The organism is Prosthecobacter fluviatilis (assembly GCF_042655725.1).
GTDB lineage: Bacteria > Verrucomicrobiota > Verrucomicrobiia > Verrucomicrobiales > Verrucomicrobiaceae > Prosthecobacter > Prosthecobacter fluviatilis.
In genome coordinates, this window is the sequence record NZ_JBHSMQ010000004.1 from 450,125 (window position 1) to 466,541 (window position 16,417).

Annotated in this window: 13 protein-coding genes; 2 read left to right on the top strand and 11 right to left on the bottom strand. The window is 62.6% G+C overall.

Features of this window, described 5'->3' with window-relative positions:
• Positions 1–3: 3 nt before the first annotated feature.
• The gene (locus tag ACFQDI_RS13360) at positions 4–2,781 is read right to left on the bottom strand and encodes a PVC-type heme-binding CxxCH protein (RefSeq protein WP_377167325.1); all 2,778 of its coding nucleotides are present in this window, start codon (positions 2,779–2,781) and stop codon (positions 4–6) included.
• A gap of 141 nt (positions 2,782–2,922) precedes the next feature.
• On the opposite strand from ACFQDI_RS13360, the gene lnt reads away from it, so the two are divergent.
• Positions 2,923–4,611: an apolipoprotein N-acyltransferase gene (lnt, locus tag ACFQDI_RS13365; RefSeq protein WP_377167327.1), complete on the top strand. Its 1,689-nt coding sequence runs from the start codon at positions 2,923–2,925 to the stop codon at positions 4,609–4,611.
• A gap of 14 nt (positions 4,612–4,625) precedes the next feature.
• Here lnt and ACFQDI_RS13370 read toward each other — a convergent pair whose 3' ends face one another.
• The 10 genes from ACFQDI_RS13370 to ACFQDI_RS13415 form a co-directional block, all read right to left on the bottom strand.
• Positions 4,626–5,885: a hypothetical protein gene (locus tag ACFQDI_RS13370; RefSeq protein WP_377167329.1), complete on the bottom strand. Its 1,260-nt coding sequence runs from the start codon at positions 5,883–5,885 to the stop codon at positions 4,626–4,628.
• A gap of 77 nt (positions 5,886–5,962) precedes the next feature.
• Entirely contained in the window at positions 5,963–7,066 is a 1,104-nt protein-coding gene (locus ACFQDI_RS13375; protein WP_377167331.1) for a type IV pilus twitching motility protein PilT, read from the bottom strand.
• A 37-nt stretch (positions 7,067–7,103) separates the two neighbouring features.
• On the bottom strand, positions 7,104–8,207 hold the full coding sequence (locus tag ACFQDI_RS13380; protein WP_377167333.1) for a type IV pilus twitching motility protein PilT: 1,104 nt from the start codon (positions 8,205–8,207) through the stop codon (positions 7,104–7,106).
• A gap of 15 nt (positions 8,208–8,222) precedes the next feature.
• Entirely contained in the window at positions 8,223–8,630 is a 408-nt protein-coding gene (locus ACFQDI_RS13385) for a hypothetical protein (RefSeq protein WP_377167335.1), read from the bottom strand.
• Complete coding sequence (locus ACFQDI_RS13390) at positions 8,603–9,004, bottom strand: phage holin family protein (RefSeq protein WP_377167337.1); 402 nt, start codon at positions 9,002–9,004, stop codon at positions 8,603–8,605. Before ACFQDI_RS13390 ends, ACFQDI_RS13385 begins: the two co-directional genes overlap by 28 nt.
• A gap of 20 nt (positions 9,005–9,024) precedes the next feature.
• On the bottom strand, positions 9,025–9,390 hold the full coding sequence (locus ACFQDI_RS13395) for an ElaB/YgaM/YqjD family protein (protein ID WP_377167339.1): 366 nt from the start codon (positions 9,388–9,390) through the stop codon (positions 9,025–9,027).
• Positions 9,391–9,505: 115 nt separating this feature from the next.
• Entirely contained in the window at positions 9,506–10,123 is a 618-nt protein-coding gene (locus tag ACFQDI_RS13400) for a hypothetical protein (protein ID WP_377167342.1), read from the bottom strand.
• 46 nt (positions 10,124–10,169) lie between these two features.
• Complete coding sequence (locus ACFQDI_RS13405) at positions 10,170–10,607, bottom strand: hypothetical protein (RefSeq protein WP_377167345.1); 438 nt, start codon at positions 10,605–10,607, stop codon at positions 10,170–10,172.
• 51 nt (positions 10,608–10,658) lie between these two features.
• On the bottom strand, positions 10,659–12,368 hold the full coding sequence (locus ACFQDI_RS13410; RefSeq protein ID WP_377167348.1) for an arylsulfatase: 1,710 nt from the start codon (positions 12,366–12,368) through the stop codon (positions 10,659–10,661).
• A gap of 224 nt (positions 12,369–12,592) precedes the next feature.
• Positions 12,593–13,219, bottom strand: coding sequence for a hypothetical protein (locus ACFQDI_RS13415; RefSeq protein ID WP_377167351.1), 627 nt, complete (start codon positions 13,217–13,219; stop codon positions 12,593–12,595).
• A gap of 102 nt (positions 13,220–13,321) precedes the next feature.
• Here ACFQDI_RS13415 and hrpB point away from each other — a divergent pair, with 102 nt between their 5' ends.
• On the top strand, positions 13,322–15,871 hold the full coding sequence (gene hrpB / locus ACFQDI_RS13420; protein WP_377167354.1) for an ATP-dependent helicase HrpB: 2,550 nt from the start codon (positions 13,322–13,324) through the stop codon (positions 15,869–15,871).
• Positions 15,872–16,417 lie beyond the last annotated feature (546 nt).

Below are 16,417 nucleotides of genomic sequence, written 5' to 3' on the forward strand. Positions count from 1 at the left end.
GTTTTACTTCAGGCTCATGATGAAGGCCTTCACATCCGCAAACTCCTGCGGCTTCAGGATGAGGTTCATCGGCGGCATGGGGCTGATCGGTGTGGCAGTGTAGCCTTCGGCCAGCTTGGCGTTGGGATTCACGAGGCTTTCCAGAATGTAGGCCGCATCCTTTCTTCCGGCGATGCCATCCAGCGCGGGGCCCACGGTGCTGCCCTGGCCTTTGAGCATGTGGCAGTTTTTGCAGGCAGCCACGGGATGCTCCCAGAAGATCTTTTCGCCGCGCTTCACATCGCCGACGAGCTTGGACTCATCATCCTCCGCCTCGGGGATCATCTCCACCAGCTTCACATCATCAAAGTAGGTGTCGCCTTTGCCCACGTGCAGGAGGTTGATGCTCGCCTTGTCGCGGGTCTTGCTGTTGAAGGTCACCTCCACTTCGGTCCAGTCCTGCGTGCGCTTGATCGTGCTCGTCTCAGCGCGGCCCAGGTGGTCATTCAGGCTGGCTTTGCCACGGAAGCCATGGGTCTTGATCCAGGCGCTGAGCTTGTACTCGGTGTTGGGCTTCAGCGCCACATCGGCAAAGAAGCTGGTGTCTGCCTCATCACGGGTGATCACGCGGAAGCCGTTCTTGCCGCTGTGCACCATCTTCTCATCGGTCACGATGCTCCACTCAGCGCCAGCATTCCCGGGCTTTGTGCCGTAGTTGCGCAGCTTCCAGCCGGTGGGTGTTTTGGCATTGGCCACCACTTCTTCAAAGCCGGGGTTGGGCAGCAGGTTGGGTCCTTCCTTGTAGTTCAGCGCCTGGTGCTTGCGGCTCAGCATCTTGGCGGCCTCGGCCAGCCATTCGTCGTTTTTCACCACGGGATCAGAGGCCAGCTTTTTCACCAGCGTCTGGATCTCCGGCGTGGTGGGGAAGTCGGACAGCTTCACAAAAGCCGCAAGGCGTGTGTGCAGATCGGGATCGCTGATGACGCCTGCGCCAAAGAGCAGCGACTGCGCCTTGGCATCGCTGCCCAGGGCACGGATGGCATTGCGGCGCAGACCGGCGTCCTTGCTCAGCAGCGCGGCCTTGTGCGTGGCCTCATCCAGCTGGCCGAGGCCCTGCAGCGTCCACAGCGCGTGGATGGCTGCCGTGGTGTCTGCATCCAGCACGATCTTTTGCAGGCTGGCATCAGCAGCGCCGCTATCCACTTTCTCGCGCTGGGCCTCCAGGCGTGCGTATTGCGTGCTGGCGGTGAGCGCAGGCTTCTCAGCCTTCGGATTCGTGCCCTTGGCCACGATGCGGTAGATGCGCCCGCGGCTGTGGTCGCGCAGGTCATTTTCATGAGCTCCGCCCTTGCCGGTGGTGGCCACAAAGCCGCCGCGCTCCAAGCTCGGGGTGGGATTGTGCTGAATGATAAAATTTTGGAAATCGGCCACCCACACCGCGCCATCAGGGCCCACCTCGGCATGCACGGGGCTGTTCCATTCGTCGCTGCTGGCGTAGATGTTCATGAAGTCGAGCGCCTTCCAGCCTGCGCCATCCGGCTGCACGTCAAAGACGGACACCACCTTCATCGTCGGTTCGCACACCATGGCCTTTCCCTGAAAGCGCCTGGGCAGGTTGCCGCTGTAGATGAAATTGCTGCCGGCTGCTGCGGTGTAGCCGCCAAAGACATCCACCTGACGGAAATTGGGCGTGATGGTGTGGCACATCTCCACCACATTGATCTTCTTGGCCGTCATGCCGCGTGTGTTTTCAGGGTAGGCCGTGGCCGGGATCCCGCCGAAGAAGATGGGTGCGCCATTGGCCGTGCCGCCAAACTGGTCGCCCGCAGCGTTCATGCTGTGGGCCCAGGCGTTGTTGGTAAACTGATGCAGGAACTCGATGGCGCTGCCGTCTGCCTTGAAGCGGTAGGTGCCCATGGCAAACTGGTGCTTCTTGCCGCCCACGTAGCCCTCGATGCCGCTGTAGCCCACGCAGCCGTAGAGCCAGTTGTCGAATCCGTAGTGCAGATTGCTGGCCTGCGCGTGCGTGTCGCGGATGCCCCAGCAGTCGATCACCGTCTCGCGCACGTCGGCCTTGTCATCGCCATCGGTGTCCTTGAGGAAGATGAACTTCGGCGGCTGGCTGACGATGATGCCGCCGCGTGCGAAGACGATGCCGGTGGGGAGATTGAGCTTGTCGGCAAAGACGGTGAACTTGTCGGCTTTGCCATCGCCATCGGTGTCTTCGCAGATCTTGATGGTGTCCTGGCCTTCGCCGCTGTCCGTCACGCCATGCGGGTAGTCGCGCGTCTCCACCACCCAGCAGCGGCCACGCTCATCCCACGCGAAGGCGATGGGCTTGGCGATGTCCGGCTCGCTGGCAAAGAGCTTCAGCTCGCAGTCGGCGGGCACCTGGGTGCGCTCCATGCTTGCCTTCACGCTCATCGGCAGCTGCAGCGTCAGCGGCTCGGGGCGCTTTTCGTAGTTGGCCACCTGCGGGTGCTTCTTGCGCTCCTCGGGGTCGCGCTGTTTCAGAAAGGCCTCGTAGCTGGCTTTGCGCTCAGGGCTTAGTTTGGAAAGGAGCGCATCCTTGCTCAGGTCGCTGCCTGGTTTCACCACCAGGTCGTAGTCACTGGCGGGCAGGTCTTCCTTGGCGTAGTCAAACCAGATGGCGTCGCGACCCAGATCGCGCATGGCTTCATGCAGCTTTCCGGCGGCGGCCTGCTCCTTTCCCTCGGTGTCCAGATACAGCACGCGCACAGGCCCGGTGGGCGCGGCATGGGCTAAAACGGCGGCGGCAAATACAAGCAGGATGGCTTTCATGGTCGGTGATGCAGATTGTCACTCGAAAGAACGCCTCATGGCCAGTCCGGTGTGCGGACAACTTTTGGGTGGAATCGGACGCTGATAAAATGACGGAATGTGCGTTTGGCTTTTCGTGTGATGACGGCATGATCCCGGCCCGTGACTGATTCCAAACGCCTGCGCCTGTTCATGCTCATCTCCCCGCTGCTCAGCGGGATCATTCTGACGTTTGCTTTTCCAGGCTGGAATTCGAACCTGGCGGTGTGGCTGTGGCTGTTTCCGCTGCTGGCGGTGCTGTGGCCGTGGAAGGACGTGGAGCATGTCAAAGTGCGGCCGTTCTGGCGCGGCTATCTGGCGGGCCTGGCTTTTTTCCTCATCAATCTCAAATGGGTGCATCATTCCGCACGGGTGAGGATGGGTGGCGCTGTGGATGACACCTGGGTGGGGCTGGGGCCGGAGCTGCTGGGCTGGGGGGCGCTGCTCGGCCTCGCCGGCTATTGCGCGCTTTACTTTGGCGTGTGGGCGTGGTTCACGCACCGCTTTGCGCGGCCCAGGATTGCCACGCTGACGCAGGACTCTTGGTGGCCCAGCACACTGCATTCGCTGGCCTGCTCCTTTCTGGCGGCGGCGGCGTGGGTGGCATGCGAGTGGCTGCGGAGCATGACGGTCTTCACCGGCTTTGGCTGGAACGGGCTGGGTGTGGCGATGCATGGCAATCTGCCGCTGATCCAGGCTGCGGATCTTGTGGGTGTCTTCGGACTCTCATTCCTGCCAGTGTTTGTGGCCTGCACGGCCTGGAACACACTGACACGGCTCATCCTGGCGTATCGCGGGGAGGGGAAATGCAAGACGCGGCTGGACTTCACGGTGGCCCTGATCCTCATGCTCATCACGGCGGGTTATGGCATGCTGAAGCTCACCGCGAAGGAGCAGGACTCGATCACGGTGCGCACGGTTTTGATCCAGCCCAATGTCTCGCTGGTGGATGCGATGACGGGCCGGATCGCAGAGCAGGTGTATCAGCACCTCGATCAGTTCACGCGCATGTACGGCACGGCAAAAGAGGGGAAAACCGCCACAGACCTCATCATCTGGCCGGAGAGTGCGCTGCCAATTCATCTGGAGTACCAGGGGCCGATTCTGCCGGCGGACTACCACAAGAACTACTTCAATGACATGCTGCGTGCAGGAGACTACAGCCTGCTGTTTGGCACGGAGCTGTTTGAGGGAGAGCATGCCGGGCATGTGTCCGCCGTGCTGGCGCGCGGAAGCATCGAGCACCGGCAGGATTACCACAAGGTGCACCTCGTGCCTTTTGGCGAATACCTGCCGCTGAAGAACATCCCGCCGTTTTCCCTGTTTCAGAGCATGTTTGAAGGGGCCTTCACACCAGGGGTGAAAACCGAGCCGCTGAAGCTGGAAAAGCCGGAGGTGCAGATCATCCCGCTGATCTGCTTTGAAGACACCGTGGGCCGGCTGGCGCGCCGCTTTGTGCGCGAGGCACCGCAGATGATCGTGAACATCACCAACGACGGCTGGTTTCTGCAGAGCGAGGAGCCGGAGGTGCACATGATCAATTCTCTCTTCCGCGCCATCGAGCTCAGGCGGCCCATGGTGCGTGCGACGAACACGGGTGTGAGCTGCTTCATCGACACCTGCGGTCGCGTCACCTCAAAGCTCAGCGATCCTGAGACGGGCTCCTCATTCATCGAAGGCACACTGCCCGGAGAGGTGAAGGTGCCGCGCTCGGGGCAGATGACGCTCTACGCACGCTACGGCGACTGGTTTGCACTCTCGCTGCTGGGCGTCTGCGTGATCGTGTGGATGCTGGGATGGAAGAAGCGGTGACTGTGCAGGCTGCATCAATCGTCGCGCCACCACGAACGCCAGGCGGGCCGGGGTTTGGGGTTGTGCTGAGACTGCAGGGGGGCGGGGAAATGGGCGTCACCCGTGTCTTCGGCGGGCGTGGGCAATTTCGATTTGGCGACGACGGCGTTCTGAGTCGGTGCGCGGGGGCGGAGGATGAGCTCGGCTTCGACCACGGTGCTGCTCATCTGTGCATAGGGCGACGCGGGGGCGGAAGCCGCAGCGGAGTATTCTGGCGGCGGCTGCCAGGGGTTTGATGGGGCTGCGGCAAAGGGCGGGTCGAAAGAGGCCTCGCCATGCGCTGCGAGCTCCACCAAGATCTCAGGAGAGGCAGGCGCTTGCGGCTCAGAGGGGGCTGAAAATACCGGAGCCACCGGACGTCGCACAGGCGGGTGCGGCACAAACGGCGGCGTGGGTTCGGAAGCGAGGGCGGGCTGTACCTGGATTTCATCTGGCAGGGTGGCTCCCTGGAAGACGTTTGTGGCAAAATAGAGCGGAGGCTCGAGCTCTTCCTGCCGCACAGGCGCGGTGGAGAAAACCTCGCTGCGCGGGTAGGCCTGGGTGCTGAAGGGGACCGGCGGCGGCTCCGGGGTGCTGAACAAACTGCTGCCCGGCGGGGCGGCGTGGGGCGCGGCTTCGTTGAAGCTTGGCATGGGGTCCACCCCGAGAGTCCATGCCGAATCTGCCACAGCAGGGGGCGGCGGTGCCTGCACCTGGATCTGGGGCGGTGGCGGTGGGGCTGCCCAGTCTTGCAAGGCTGGCTGTGGCCTGGGCTCTGGCTCCTCAAAAAGCAGGGGCACAGGGTCGGCGAGCGCAGCGATGGCATCCTTTCCCGGTGGCAGAGGGCGGAAGAGATCTTCTGCATCCTCCAGAAGAAAGGCCCCTGGATGGTAGTCGTCCTCAGGGGCGTCCGGTGTGATGGCGGCCGCCTGGGAGAGATCAACGAGAGGAGTCTGCTCCTCGCGCATGATCTGGCGTGAAAGCCACTGCTCAACCTGGGTTTGAGCGGGTATTTCGACCGGCGGGGCAGGCGGCGGCTGAGGCGGTGGTGCCGCTGGGGCGGGAGCAGGGGCGGGCCGTTTTTGCCTGAGCAGGGCCATGGCGGCAGCTCCTGCTGCGAAGAGCAGTGGGGCTTTGCTGACGCGCGCAGCAATAGCCCCGCCGACCGCCGTGGCGGCCAGGATGGCCAGAGGGCCTGGGCGGCGGGTGCCGTGCTGCGGCGGGTCTGGCGGAGGGTCCTCGGAAGCCGTGCTCATCCTTGAATTAAAACGATGTTAATTCACCGCAGAAGCTGCGGCAAGACTCAACTGCTTCGCTGACAATCCGTGTCTGCCTATTTGTTGGCATCGCCACCGCTGGCGACGGCAAGTCCGGCATCTTCGGGTGGGAGGAAGGCTTTGAAGCGGTTCTTGTCGATGGCTTTCATGTAGGCCTCCATCGGCGTGACGTAGCCGTCGCGGAGCTTCTGCCAGATGGCTTCGTCCATGAACTGCATGCCCTGGGCCTTGCCGCCGATGATGACGTCGTAGAGCTTCTGGGTGGCACCTTCACGGATGATGGCGCCGACGGCGGGGTTGGACACCATGATTTCATTCACGGCGGCGCGGCCCTTGCCGTCTGACTTCTTCATGAGGAGCTGGGCCACCACGCCTTTGAGGGAGGCGGCGAGCATGGTGCGCACCTGGCTCTGCTGGTCGGAGGGGAAGACGTCGATGATACGGTCAACGGTCTTGCGGGCGTTGTTCGTATGCAGGGTGCCGAAGACGAGCAGGCCGGTTTCTGCAGCGGTGAGCGCGAGGGAGATGGTCTCAAGGTCGCGCATTTCGCCCACGAGCACGATGTCCGCATCTTCACGCAGGGCGGCGCGCAGGCCGTCGGCGAAGGAGGGGGTCTGAATGGGCACCTCACGCTGGGTGATGATGCTCTTCTTGTTGCGGTGCACGAACTCGATCGGTTCTTCGATCGTGATGATGTGGCGGCGGAAGTTGGTGTTGATGTAGTCGAGCAAGGCCGCAAGGGTGGTGGACTTGCCGGAGCCCGTCGGGCCGGTCACGAGGACGAGGCCGCTGCGCATGTGGCCAAACTCCTTGACCACGGGCGGGATGCCGAGCTGCTCCAGGCTGGCGATCTTGGTGGGAATGATACGAAACACCGCGCCGTAGCCGTGCTGCTGGCGGAGGTAGTTGCAGCGGAAGCGGTTGTCCGCGTCCATCTCGTAGGCGAAGTCGAGGTCTCCCTTTTCCTTGTAGCGGTCCCAGGCGCGGGGCTCGCAGATTTCACGCATCATGGTCTCCATGAGGCGCTCGTCCAGGATCTGGTCTGAGATGGGCTTGATGCTGCCGTGCACGCGCACCTTGGGCGGCTGCTTCTGGCTGAGGTGAAGGTCAGAGCCACCCAGTTCGATGAGCTTCTGAAAATATTGGTCAATGATGGGCATGAGACGTGGTCAGTGGTCGGTTGGCGTGAATGGAGGCTCAGGATTCGAAGAATTTCTTCATCATGACCTTGTCCTCGGCGCGGAACTCGCACTCCTCACGGCTGATCTGCCCGGTGGAGTAGAGGTTGCGCAATGAATCGTCCATGGTGATCATGCCGACGCCTTTGCCGGTCTGCATGACGCCGGCCAGCATGTAGGTTTTGCCTTCGCGGATGCAGTTGCCCACGGCAGGGGTGTTGACGAGGACCTCCAAGGCCATCGCACGGCCGTTGCCGTCGATTCTGGGCACCAGCTGCTGGGAGAGGATGCCGCGCAGGGATTCAGACACCATGATGCGGATCTGGTCGCGCTGGTCGATGGGGAACACGTCCAGCACACGGTCCAGGGTACGGGCGGCGCTGCCGGTGTGGAGGGTGCCGAGCACCAAGTGACCCGTTTCAGCAGCCGTGATGGCGAGGGAGATCGTCTCGAGGTCGCGCATTTCACCGACCATGATGACGTCCGGGTCTTCACGGAGGGCGCCACGAAGAGCGGCGGCAAAGGAGGCGGTATGGGTGTGCACCTCGCGCTGGTTCACGTGGCAGCCCTTGGGCTCGATGATGTACTCGATGGGGTCTTCCAGGGTGATGATGTGGTCTTCACGCTCCTCATTGATGGAGTCCACCAAGGCGGCGAGGGTGGTGGATTTACCGCAGCCTACGGGGCCGGTGACGAGGATGAGGCCGTTGTGGAAACGGGTGAGCGTCTTGGCGGTGGGCGGGAGGCCGAGCTCGTCCACGGACTTGATCTGCGTCTTGATGACGCGGAAGACCATGTCGATGCCGAGGCGCTGCTGAACGACGGAGGAGCGGAAGCGCCCGTAGCCGGGGGAGTAGGCAAAATCGACGTCACCTCGCGCTTCGAGGTTCTTGATCTGCGCCTCGCCGAGGAAACCGTAGGCAAGACGGCGGGCGTCTTCAGGAGTCAGGATGGCAGCGTTGTCCCAGATGGGCTGCAGGTTGCCATAGCGCCGCCAGACGGGCTGCGCTCCGGTGGCGAGATGGAGGTCGGACGCGTCATACTGCATGCAAAAGCGCAGATAGTCGTCCACTGAGCCTAAAACAGGGAGGAGGTCTTGTGGGGGTTGGTTGGGATCAGACATGAAATGGAGGTGACGCTAGACTGCGTCTGAATCTTGGACGTTCGGAGAAATATTCTGGCGGAGGTAACTTTCAAAGAGCTGGGTGCCGTAGCTCATCAGGGATTTGCGCGCAAAGCCGAGCAGGGGGCTGAGCAGGAGAGCAAACAGTCCGCTCCTCTGGGCGCCACTAAGGGAACCTTCAGGATGATGGGAGAGACCGCGTGCAGAGGAGGGCCAGAGGGCCTTCAGCGCGGCCAGGCCTGCCACGGCAGCGGCACCGATCCAGAGGGTGCGGTGCTTCTGCATGCTGCGGGTCAGGAGGGCACGGGGACTCCACTCCTCCACGGCATGGGCGGCATGGTGGGCCAGGGACGCACGGGCGTCCTCAAGATCACGCAGGGCCTGCTGCTTGGGGGTCAGTTGTTCTTGTTGCTTGCGAGCCATTCGCGATCACGGCGGAATTGGTTGAATGATTCCTCAAAGAGCTGCATTCCGCGCAGCCTAGCTTTCAGCCCGGCGAGCAGGAGCAGGCCGAGAAAGAGGTGAATGCCGGCACCTGCCAGCGCCACATGCGTCCAGTGCCAGCCGTTGGATTCAGCGATGATCCACACCAAGGCCGGGGTGGCGAGCATCCAGCCGATGACGAAGGCGGTGAGAGCCAGCATGAACATGCCGGTGAGGTTGGAGAGGCGGCTGCCCGCTTCCTGGCCTTCGATGTGCAGCAGGCGTCCGCGTGCCTCGATGTACAGGGCCAAGGCACGCAGCAAACCTGTTGCGCTGGCGCGTTCCTCGGGGGCGGGCGGCGTGCCTGGGTTCATGAATAGGGGCGCGATGTGGATCAGCGGCGCAGAATGGCGCCGACGACAAAGCCGATGCCAAACGCGGTAAGCAGCGCCTGCAGCGGCTTTTCACGGGCGAATTTTTCCGCCTCGGCACGCAGGTCGTCATAGCGCACGCGTGCTTCGCTGAAGGTGTGATCGGCAAATTCACCGGCCTTTTCCCTGATGTCTGTGGCCTTCTGCTCGGCAGTGGTGCGGAGCTGCTGGGCACGGGCTTCGGCAGCGGTGCGGAATTCCGTGGCCTTCTGCGCTGCGGCGGCGCGCAGTTCCTCGGCGGCTTTCATGGCGCTGGCTTTCGCAGCCTGGAAGGGGTCATGAGGCGGACTGCTGCCAAAGGCTGTCTCTGCGGTGGGGGTGTCAGTCATGGTGCGAAAGGGGGTGGGGGTGGCAAGGAAGTCTGAAGGACTGCTTTATGTCACAGAATAAAGACATTCTCTCCCTGTTGGCGAGAGGAAAAAGACAGGCGGACGATTTCTTCACTCAGGCGCCTCGCGCCGCACTCCGCGGAGAGCTTTTGCGCATGACGGGGGGCTGAGGCCGGCGCCGTGCGAGCAGGAGGGCACGCTGCAGGGCGGCGTTTTGCTGCCTGCTGCTGGCGATTTCCGCTTTGGCGGCTGCGAGCTCTGCCTCGAGGGACTGGACGCGTGCGCTGTCAACGGCTGGCAGGGAAGGTCTGGAGGGGGGCGGTGGAACGAAGGGAGCGGGCGGAGGGGCCACCGGCCTGGCGGCCAGTGCGGCCTCGAGATCGGAGATCCTGGCCAGCGCCTGGGAGAGCGCCTTCTGGTGCGCCTGGTCCCATTCTTTCAGGGCATTGGCACCGCCTTGGTCAGACTGGAGCAGACGGTGGGAGAATTCTGCGCGGAGGGCGTCAAACTGACGCTGAGTTTTGGCCCTCCATGACATGGCATCGTGATGGATGGAGGTGGCTTCCAGCTGCTGAAGCACGACCTGCTTTTCCATCTTGCCGGCGTCTCCGCCCAGGCGGGCGTTTGAGCGGGAGAGGCGGTAGATGCGGAAGAGTGAAAGGAGGAAAAGTCCGGCGGCGATGCCGAGTCCGAGGATCAAAGTCTGAGGGTCCTGCGTCAGTGCTTGGTTCATGCCTGTTTTTTCAGCAAGGGGTGGGCCTGGTCGGTCGTGCGCGGCATCAGGAGATGTTCAGGGCCGGGACGGGCAGCACGTGCTTTTCCTCGGGCTCCTCCGTGTTGATGACCACAAACGGCGGGGGCATGGACGACGCGGAGAGATGCGCTGGCTTGGAGGGTTTGCTGATGATTTCAGCGCGCTTCTGGATGTCGTGGTAGCGCTGTTCGGATTCGTCCAGCCGCTTGGAAAACTCCGCACGGAAGGAATCAAACATGCGCTGGAGCTCTCCGCGCCAGGCATTGGAGTCCGAGCGCACGGAGAGCAGGGCCTGGTGCTGGTTGAGCACCTGCTGCTCCATCTTGGCGGTGCTCTCACGCAGGCGGGCGTTGGTGCGCAGCAGGAACACGATGCGGACCATCGAGAGAAGAAGCAGGCCTCCTACGACCGCCAAACTCAGTTTCAGTGTGGGGACATCGAGCGTGATTTGGGAAAGGTCCATAGGTAATGAACGGGAGCATGTTTCATTCCAAAATCAATGTGGCCTGCATATTTATTTAGGCTGCTTGCCCTTCGCATTTTTGACAACGTCCGGCTTTTTCCAAGCGCCAACGGGCAGCACTTGCGCGTGTGCCGCCCATGCCTCCCATGCTGCAGCCATGGATTGTACCCGCTCTGGTTCAGCCGCGGCGAGGTCATGCAACTCAGCGCGGTCCTGGTCGATGTTGTAGAGCTCCCATGGCTTGTTTTCCTTGGCCACGAGCTTCCAGGGACCGGCGCGATGAGCGCGGTTGCCTTCATGCTCCCAGAAGATGGAGCGGGAGGCTGGACTCTGGCCCTTGAAGACGGGAATCAAACTGATCCCTTCTTTGGGACGGATGGCCTGGCCGTTGAACTCGGCGGGATAGCTGGCTCCGGCCACGTCGGCGCAGGTCGCCAGGAGATCAATGAGATGCCCGGGTTGGGCTTCGATCTTGCCATGCCGTGCCTCGGGAATCCCGGCGGGCCAGTGGGCGATGAGCGGTGTGGAGATGCCGCCTTCATGCACGTAGTGTTTGTACTCGCGGTGCGGTGTGTTGGAGACGTTGGCCCAGGCTTCACCATACGCGATGTAGTCGTTCGGTCCGCCCGGCATGATGCCCTGACCCTGCTTCACGGGCTGGCCGTCGCGGGTTTGTTTGGGGATGACATCGAGGCGGATCGCATCCTGCGCGATGACGGGAAAGGTCTTCTCGTTGAATGCAGGCGGCTTGGCCTGACGGCCGATGGGTTCCTGGCAGCCGCCGTTGTCCTGGAGAAAAAGAATGAGCGTGTTTTGCAGCAGGCCCTTCTTCTCCAGCGTGCCCACCACGCGGCCGATGCCCTGGTCCATGCGGTCGATCATCGCGGCATAAGTTTCCATGCAGCGCGTTTCCCACTCCTTGTCTTTGACCTGCGTCCAGTCGCCGAAGGTGGGGGAGAGCTCCGCGTTCTTGGCAATGAGCCCCATCTGCTGCATGCGCAGCAGGCGTGCCTGCCGCATGGATTCGTAGCCTGCGTCATACTTGCCTTTGTATTTGGCCACGTCTTCCGGCAGCGCGTGCATGGGCCAGTGGGCGGCGGTGTAGGCCATGTACATGAAGAAAGGCTTGTCCTTCTGCGCGCTGGCATGTTCATCGATGAAGCGAATCGCGTGGTCGCTGATGGCGTCGGTGTAGTAGTACTGCTTCGGCTGGTACTCCGGATCGGCGAAGGGCGAGATCATCGTGTCATCGCGCGTCAGTGTGCCGGGATCGTAAAAGCTGCCTGCGCCGGTGATGGTGCCGTAGAAGCGGTCAAACCCGCGATGCAGCGGCCAGTTGTGCTTGGGGCCTTCCGGCTGCGCGTGCTTGGTGACGTGCCATTTGCCCACGGCATAGGTGCGATAGCCTGCTGGTTTGAGCACTTCGGCGATGGTCACGCAGCGGTTGTTCAAATCGCCGCGATAGCCGTCGTGACCACGATCTTCCATCATGTGCCCGATGCCTGCCTGATGCGGATACAGCCCGGTCAGCAACGAGGCGCGCGTGGGGCAGCAGCGCCCAGCGTTGTAGAACTGGCTGAGCCGCACGCCATCCTTCGCGAGGCGGTCGAGATTCGGCGTTTGAATTTCACCGCCGTAGCAGCCGAGGTCGGAGAAACCCATGTCATCCGACATGATGACGATGATGTTCGGCTGGGCTGCGCACAAGGCGGTGGCCGTCAGCAACAAGGAAGCTAGGGGATGCAGGAGTAGGCGGGTCATGGCAGGGCAAGAAAACGAACATGTGCAAACGAACTGCCGAAGAAGTTCTCACACGAGACATTCGCGCTGGCCGCTCATGCGCCCGGTTTCAGCGGGCATGGCGTGCAAGCAGCGCTGGTTTTGGGAGAGGAGGATAGCCGTCCCGGCTGTCGGTGGCTGGCGGGCTTCCAGCCTGCCCTGTAATCCCACGCGGTCTTGTTGGCACAGCATCGAAATGCTCCTCCTCACTTCACCTCCGCCACGTCCAGCACATTGAGCTGGATGAACTGGCCGTTGAAGGGCTGCGGGGCAGGGGCGACTTCGGGGACGACGAGTTTGGCGAAGTTGGTGATCATGTGGCCGTTCTGGCCGTTGCCGTGGAGGGTGAGCGTGGCTCCGCCTTCGACTTCGATGGTGGCGGTGTAGTCGATGGTGAAGATCTTATGCCCCACCTTGTCCTGGCGGTTGAAAAAGAAATGCTGCGCCGGGGAGGAGACGGTGAGCTGGTAGATGTTGTAGGTGGCGTTGTTGGGTGCGCCGCCAATGTAGAAGTATTCGCCCACCTGCTGGCCGTCCTTGTACATCATGGGCTCCACCACGCCGCGCACGCGGAGGGTCACCTTGTAGCGCTTGCCGGGCTCGCCGCCGAACTTGCGCACGTCGGTGAACTTGTCGTTGGTGGCGGGATCGTTCGTGGCACGGGCGGAGATGCCGTCTGCGCCGGGCTTGGGGTTTTCCGGCATGGGGTCCTTGCAGGCGAACTCGAAACGATAGCCATCCAGACTGGCGGCGACGGCTTTCAAATCCTCCGCCTGAGAAACGGGTGCGATGCAGAGAGTGAGGGCGAGGAGGAGGGAGGAAAGGCGGTGCATGGGTGGTGGTTGGGTGAACCGACGAAACGCAGCCCGTGCATGGAATCCACCATCGTTCGTCGAAAAAGATGAAGTTCTGGTTTATAGCGGGCGCCCCACTTCATGCCTGCCCCCACCGCGCTCCCCATTTGGAAAATTCACGCCGACATCCTGCGCACGCTGCAGGGCGGCAACCGGCTGGTGCTGGTGGCGCCGACGGGCTCCGGCAAGACGACGCAGGTGCCGCAGATGCTGCTGGATGCGGGCGTGGCGGGAGACAAGATGATCGTGGTGCTGCAGCCGCGCCGCGTGGCCGCACGCACCGTGGCGGCACGTGTGGCCTCTGAGCGCGGCGGGAAGCTGGGTGCGGAGGTGGGGTATCAGATCCGCTTTGATGATCACACCAGCGTGGGCACGAGGATCTGCTTTGTCACGGAGGGCATCCTGCTGCGCTGGCTGCAGGATGATCGCGCTCTGTCGAACATCGGCGCGGTGGTCTTCGATGAATTCCATGAGCGCAATCTGCTCAGCGATGTCGCGCTGGCATTGGTGAAGGACTTGCAGCAGAGCCTGCGGCCTGATCTGGTGATGCTGGTGATGTCTGCCACGCTGGATGCGGAGCCTGTGGCGGCGTATTTGAACCAGTGCCCGATCCTTGTTTCCGAAGGGCAGAGCTTTCCCGTGGAGGTGGGCTATCTGCCGGTGCCTGATCAGCGTCCGTTCACGGTGCAGGCGGCGGAGGCGGTGGAGCGAATCTTGTATGAAGGGGAGCCCGGCGACATTCTCGTTTTCATGCCTGGGCGCGGCGAGATCAATGGCACGCTGGACGCCTTGAGAGGTCTGCGAACGCAGGAGCGTGTGGCCTGCATTCCTTTGCACGGCGAACTGGAGCCGCAGGAGCAGGACCGCGCCTTTGCGCCGAACTCACTGCGCAAAGTCATCGTGGCGACGAACGTGGCGGAGACGAGCATCACCATCGACGGCATCCGTCACGTGGTGGACAGCGGCGTGGCGCGTGTGGCTCGTTACGATGCGGAGCGCGGCATCGGCACGCTGCTGCTGGAGCCGATCAGCCGAGCCAGTGCCGATCAGCGCAAGGGGCGTGCGGGTCGTACGGCACCCGGGACTTGTCATCGCTTGTGGACCTCGATTGGCCACCAGACCCGTGAAGAACGCAACACGCCCGAGATTCAACGCAGCGATCTGGCGGAGGTCGTGCTGCTGCTGCACTCGCTAGGCATTCAGGAAGCCGCCACCTTTGACTGGCTAGACAAACCCGATCCGCAGGCGGTGCTGCGCGCTGAGAAACTGCTGACCATGCTGGGAGCCCTGCACGAAGGCAGGGCGGAGCTCACTCCGGTGGGCCGCCAGATGCTGCGCCTGCCGATGCACCCGCGTTATTCACGCATGCTGATCGAGGCCAGCCAGCGCGGCTGTGTGCCGGAGGCTGCCCTGTGCGCCGCCCTTGTCAGTGGGCGCGATTTGCTGGTGCGGCTGGACCGCGATGATGCGCAAATGAAGGGCCTGCGAGAGATGTTTGAAGACAGTGGAGATTCGGACTTCATCACGCTGATGCGGGCCTATGAGTTTGCGAAAGACAACGGCTTCAGCTTTGAGCGCTGCCGCAGCCACGGCATCAATGCGCAGGTGGCCCGGCAGGTGGAGCAGACCTGCCAGCAGATCCTGCACGCCGCGCAGCAGCAGCGGCTGTATGAGCGCGACAGCGGAACCACGGCCAAAGGTGATGAAGCCCTGCTGCGCTGCCTCATGGCCGGATTCGTGGATCAACTGGCCAAACGCCGCGTGCCCGGCAAGCCGGAGTGCGATCTCACCGAGCAGCGCCAAGGCCAGCTCGTGCGTGAGAGCGTGGTGCAGGAGGCTGCGTTTTTCGTGGCTGCGAATCTGCGCGAAGCGCCCTCGCGGGGTCCCAATCCGTTGACGCTGCTCAGCCTCGCCACCGCTGTTCAGCCGTCGTGGATCGCGGAGATGTTTCCGCAGCACCTGAGCACCACGGTGGAGCATTTGTTTGATGCGCAAAACAAGCGTGTGGCCGCGATGAAGGTGGTGCGTTACCGCGACCTCGTGATCGAGCAGAAGGCGCAGCAGCGCGATCTGGATCCCATCGCCAGCGGGCGCTGTCTCGCGGAGGCGCAGCGTGCGGGAGCCTTTGATCTGCCGCTGATGGATCATCGGCTGAAGCAGTTCATCGCACGGGTGGATCTCGTGCATGCCACCTTGCCGGAGCTGGAGTTTCCGCGCTTTGATGCGGAGGCCGTCACGGCCTGCCTCGCCCGTGCGTTCAAAGGTCTCTCCTTGGTGAAGGAAGCCCAGGCCGCGCCGCTGATGGCCGCCTTCCATCAGCATCTGGCCCAGGGGCAGGTGAGCTGGTTGGATGAGCTGGTGCCGCTTTCCATCTCATGGCCTGCAGGTGGAAGCCTGAAGGTCTCCTATGCGAATGAGTCACCCGAAGTGCAGGTGAAGCTGCATGAGTGCTTTGCGCTTACGGAGCACCCGACGCTGTGCGAGGGGCGGCTGCCGGTGACGCTCATCCTCTGCACGCCGGACGGAAAGAAGCTGGCCACCACGAAGGACTGGCCTGCGTTTGTTACGCGTGAATGGCCCAAGCATCGACAGGCGGTGGCGAAGAAGTTTTCGGGGCTGTTGTGGCGGTGAGGTGGAGCTGTGGGCTGATGCGAGTATTTTGGAGTCCTTCCAGACAGGTTGTATAGCGCGGGCATCCAGCGAGTCCCCTCTCCCCAACCCTCTCCCCGAAGAACAATAAGCGTTTTCTTCGTGTGTCAGCGGCGGGGAGAGGGGGAACTGCTTTTTGGCCACCACGAAAGACTGGCCTGCTTTTGTGACGCGTGAATGGCCGAAGCATCGGCAGGCGGTGGCGAAGAAGTTTTCGGGGCTGTTGTGGCGGTGAGGTGGAGCTGTGGGCTGATGCGAGTATTTTGGAGTCCTTCCAGACAGGTTGTATAGCGCGGGCATCCAGCGAGTCCCCTCTCCCCGCCGATGATAGGGCAAAGCCTAAAACGTCCTTCGGGGAGAGGACGGGTGAGGGGGCATCCCATGCTGGCGATGGTGCCCGTCGTCCCCTCACCCCAACCCTCTCCCCGAAGAACAATAAGCGTTTTCTTCGTGTGCCAGCGGCGGGGAGAGGGAGAACTGCTTTTTGGCCACCACGAAGGACTGGTCTGCTTTCCAGACGCGTGAATG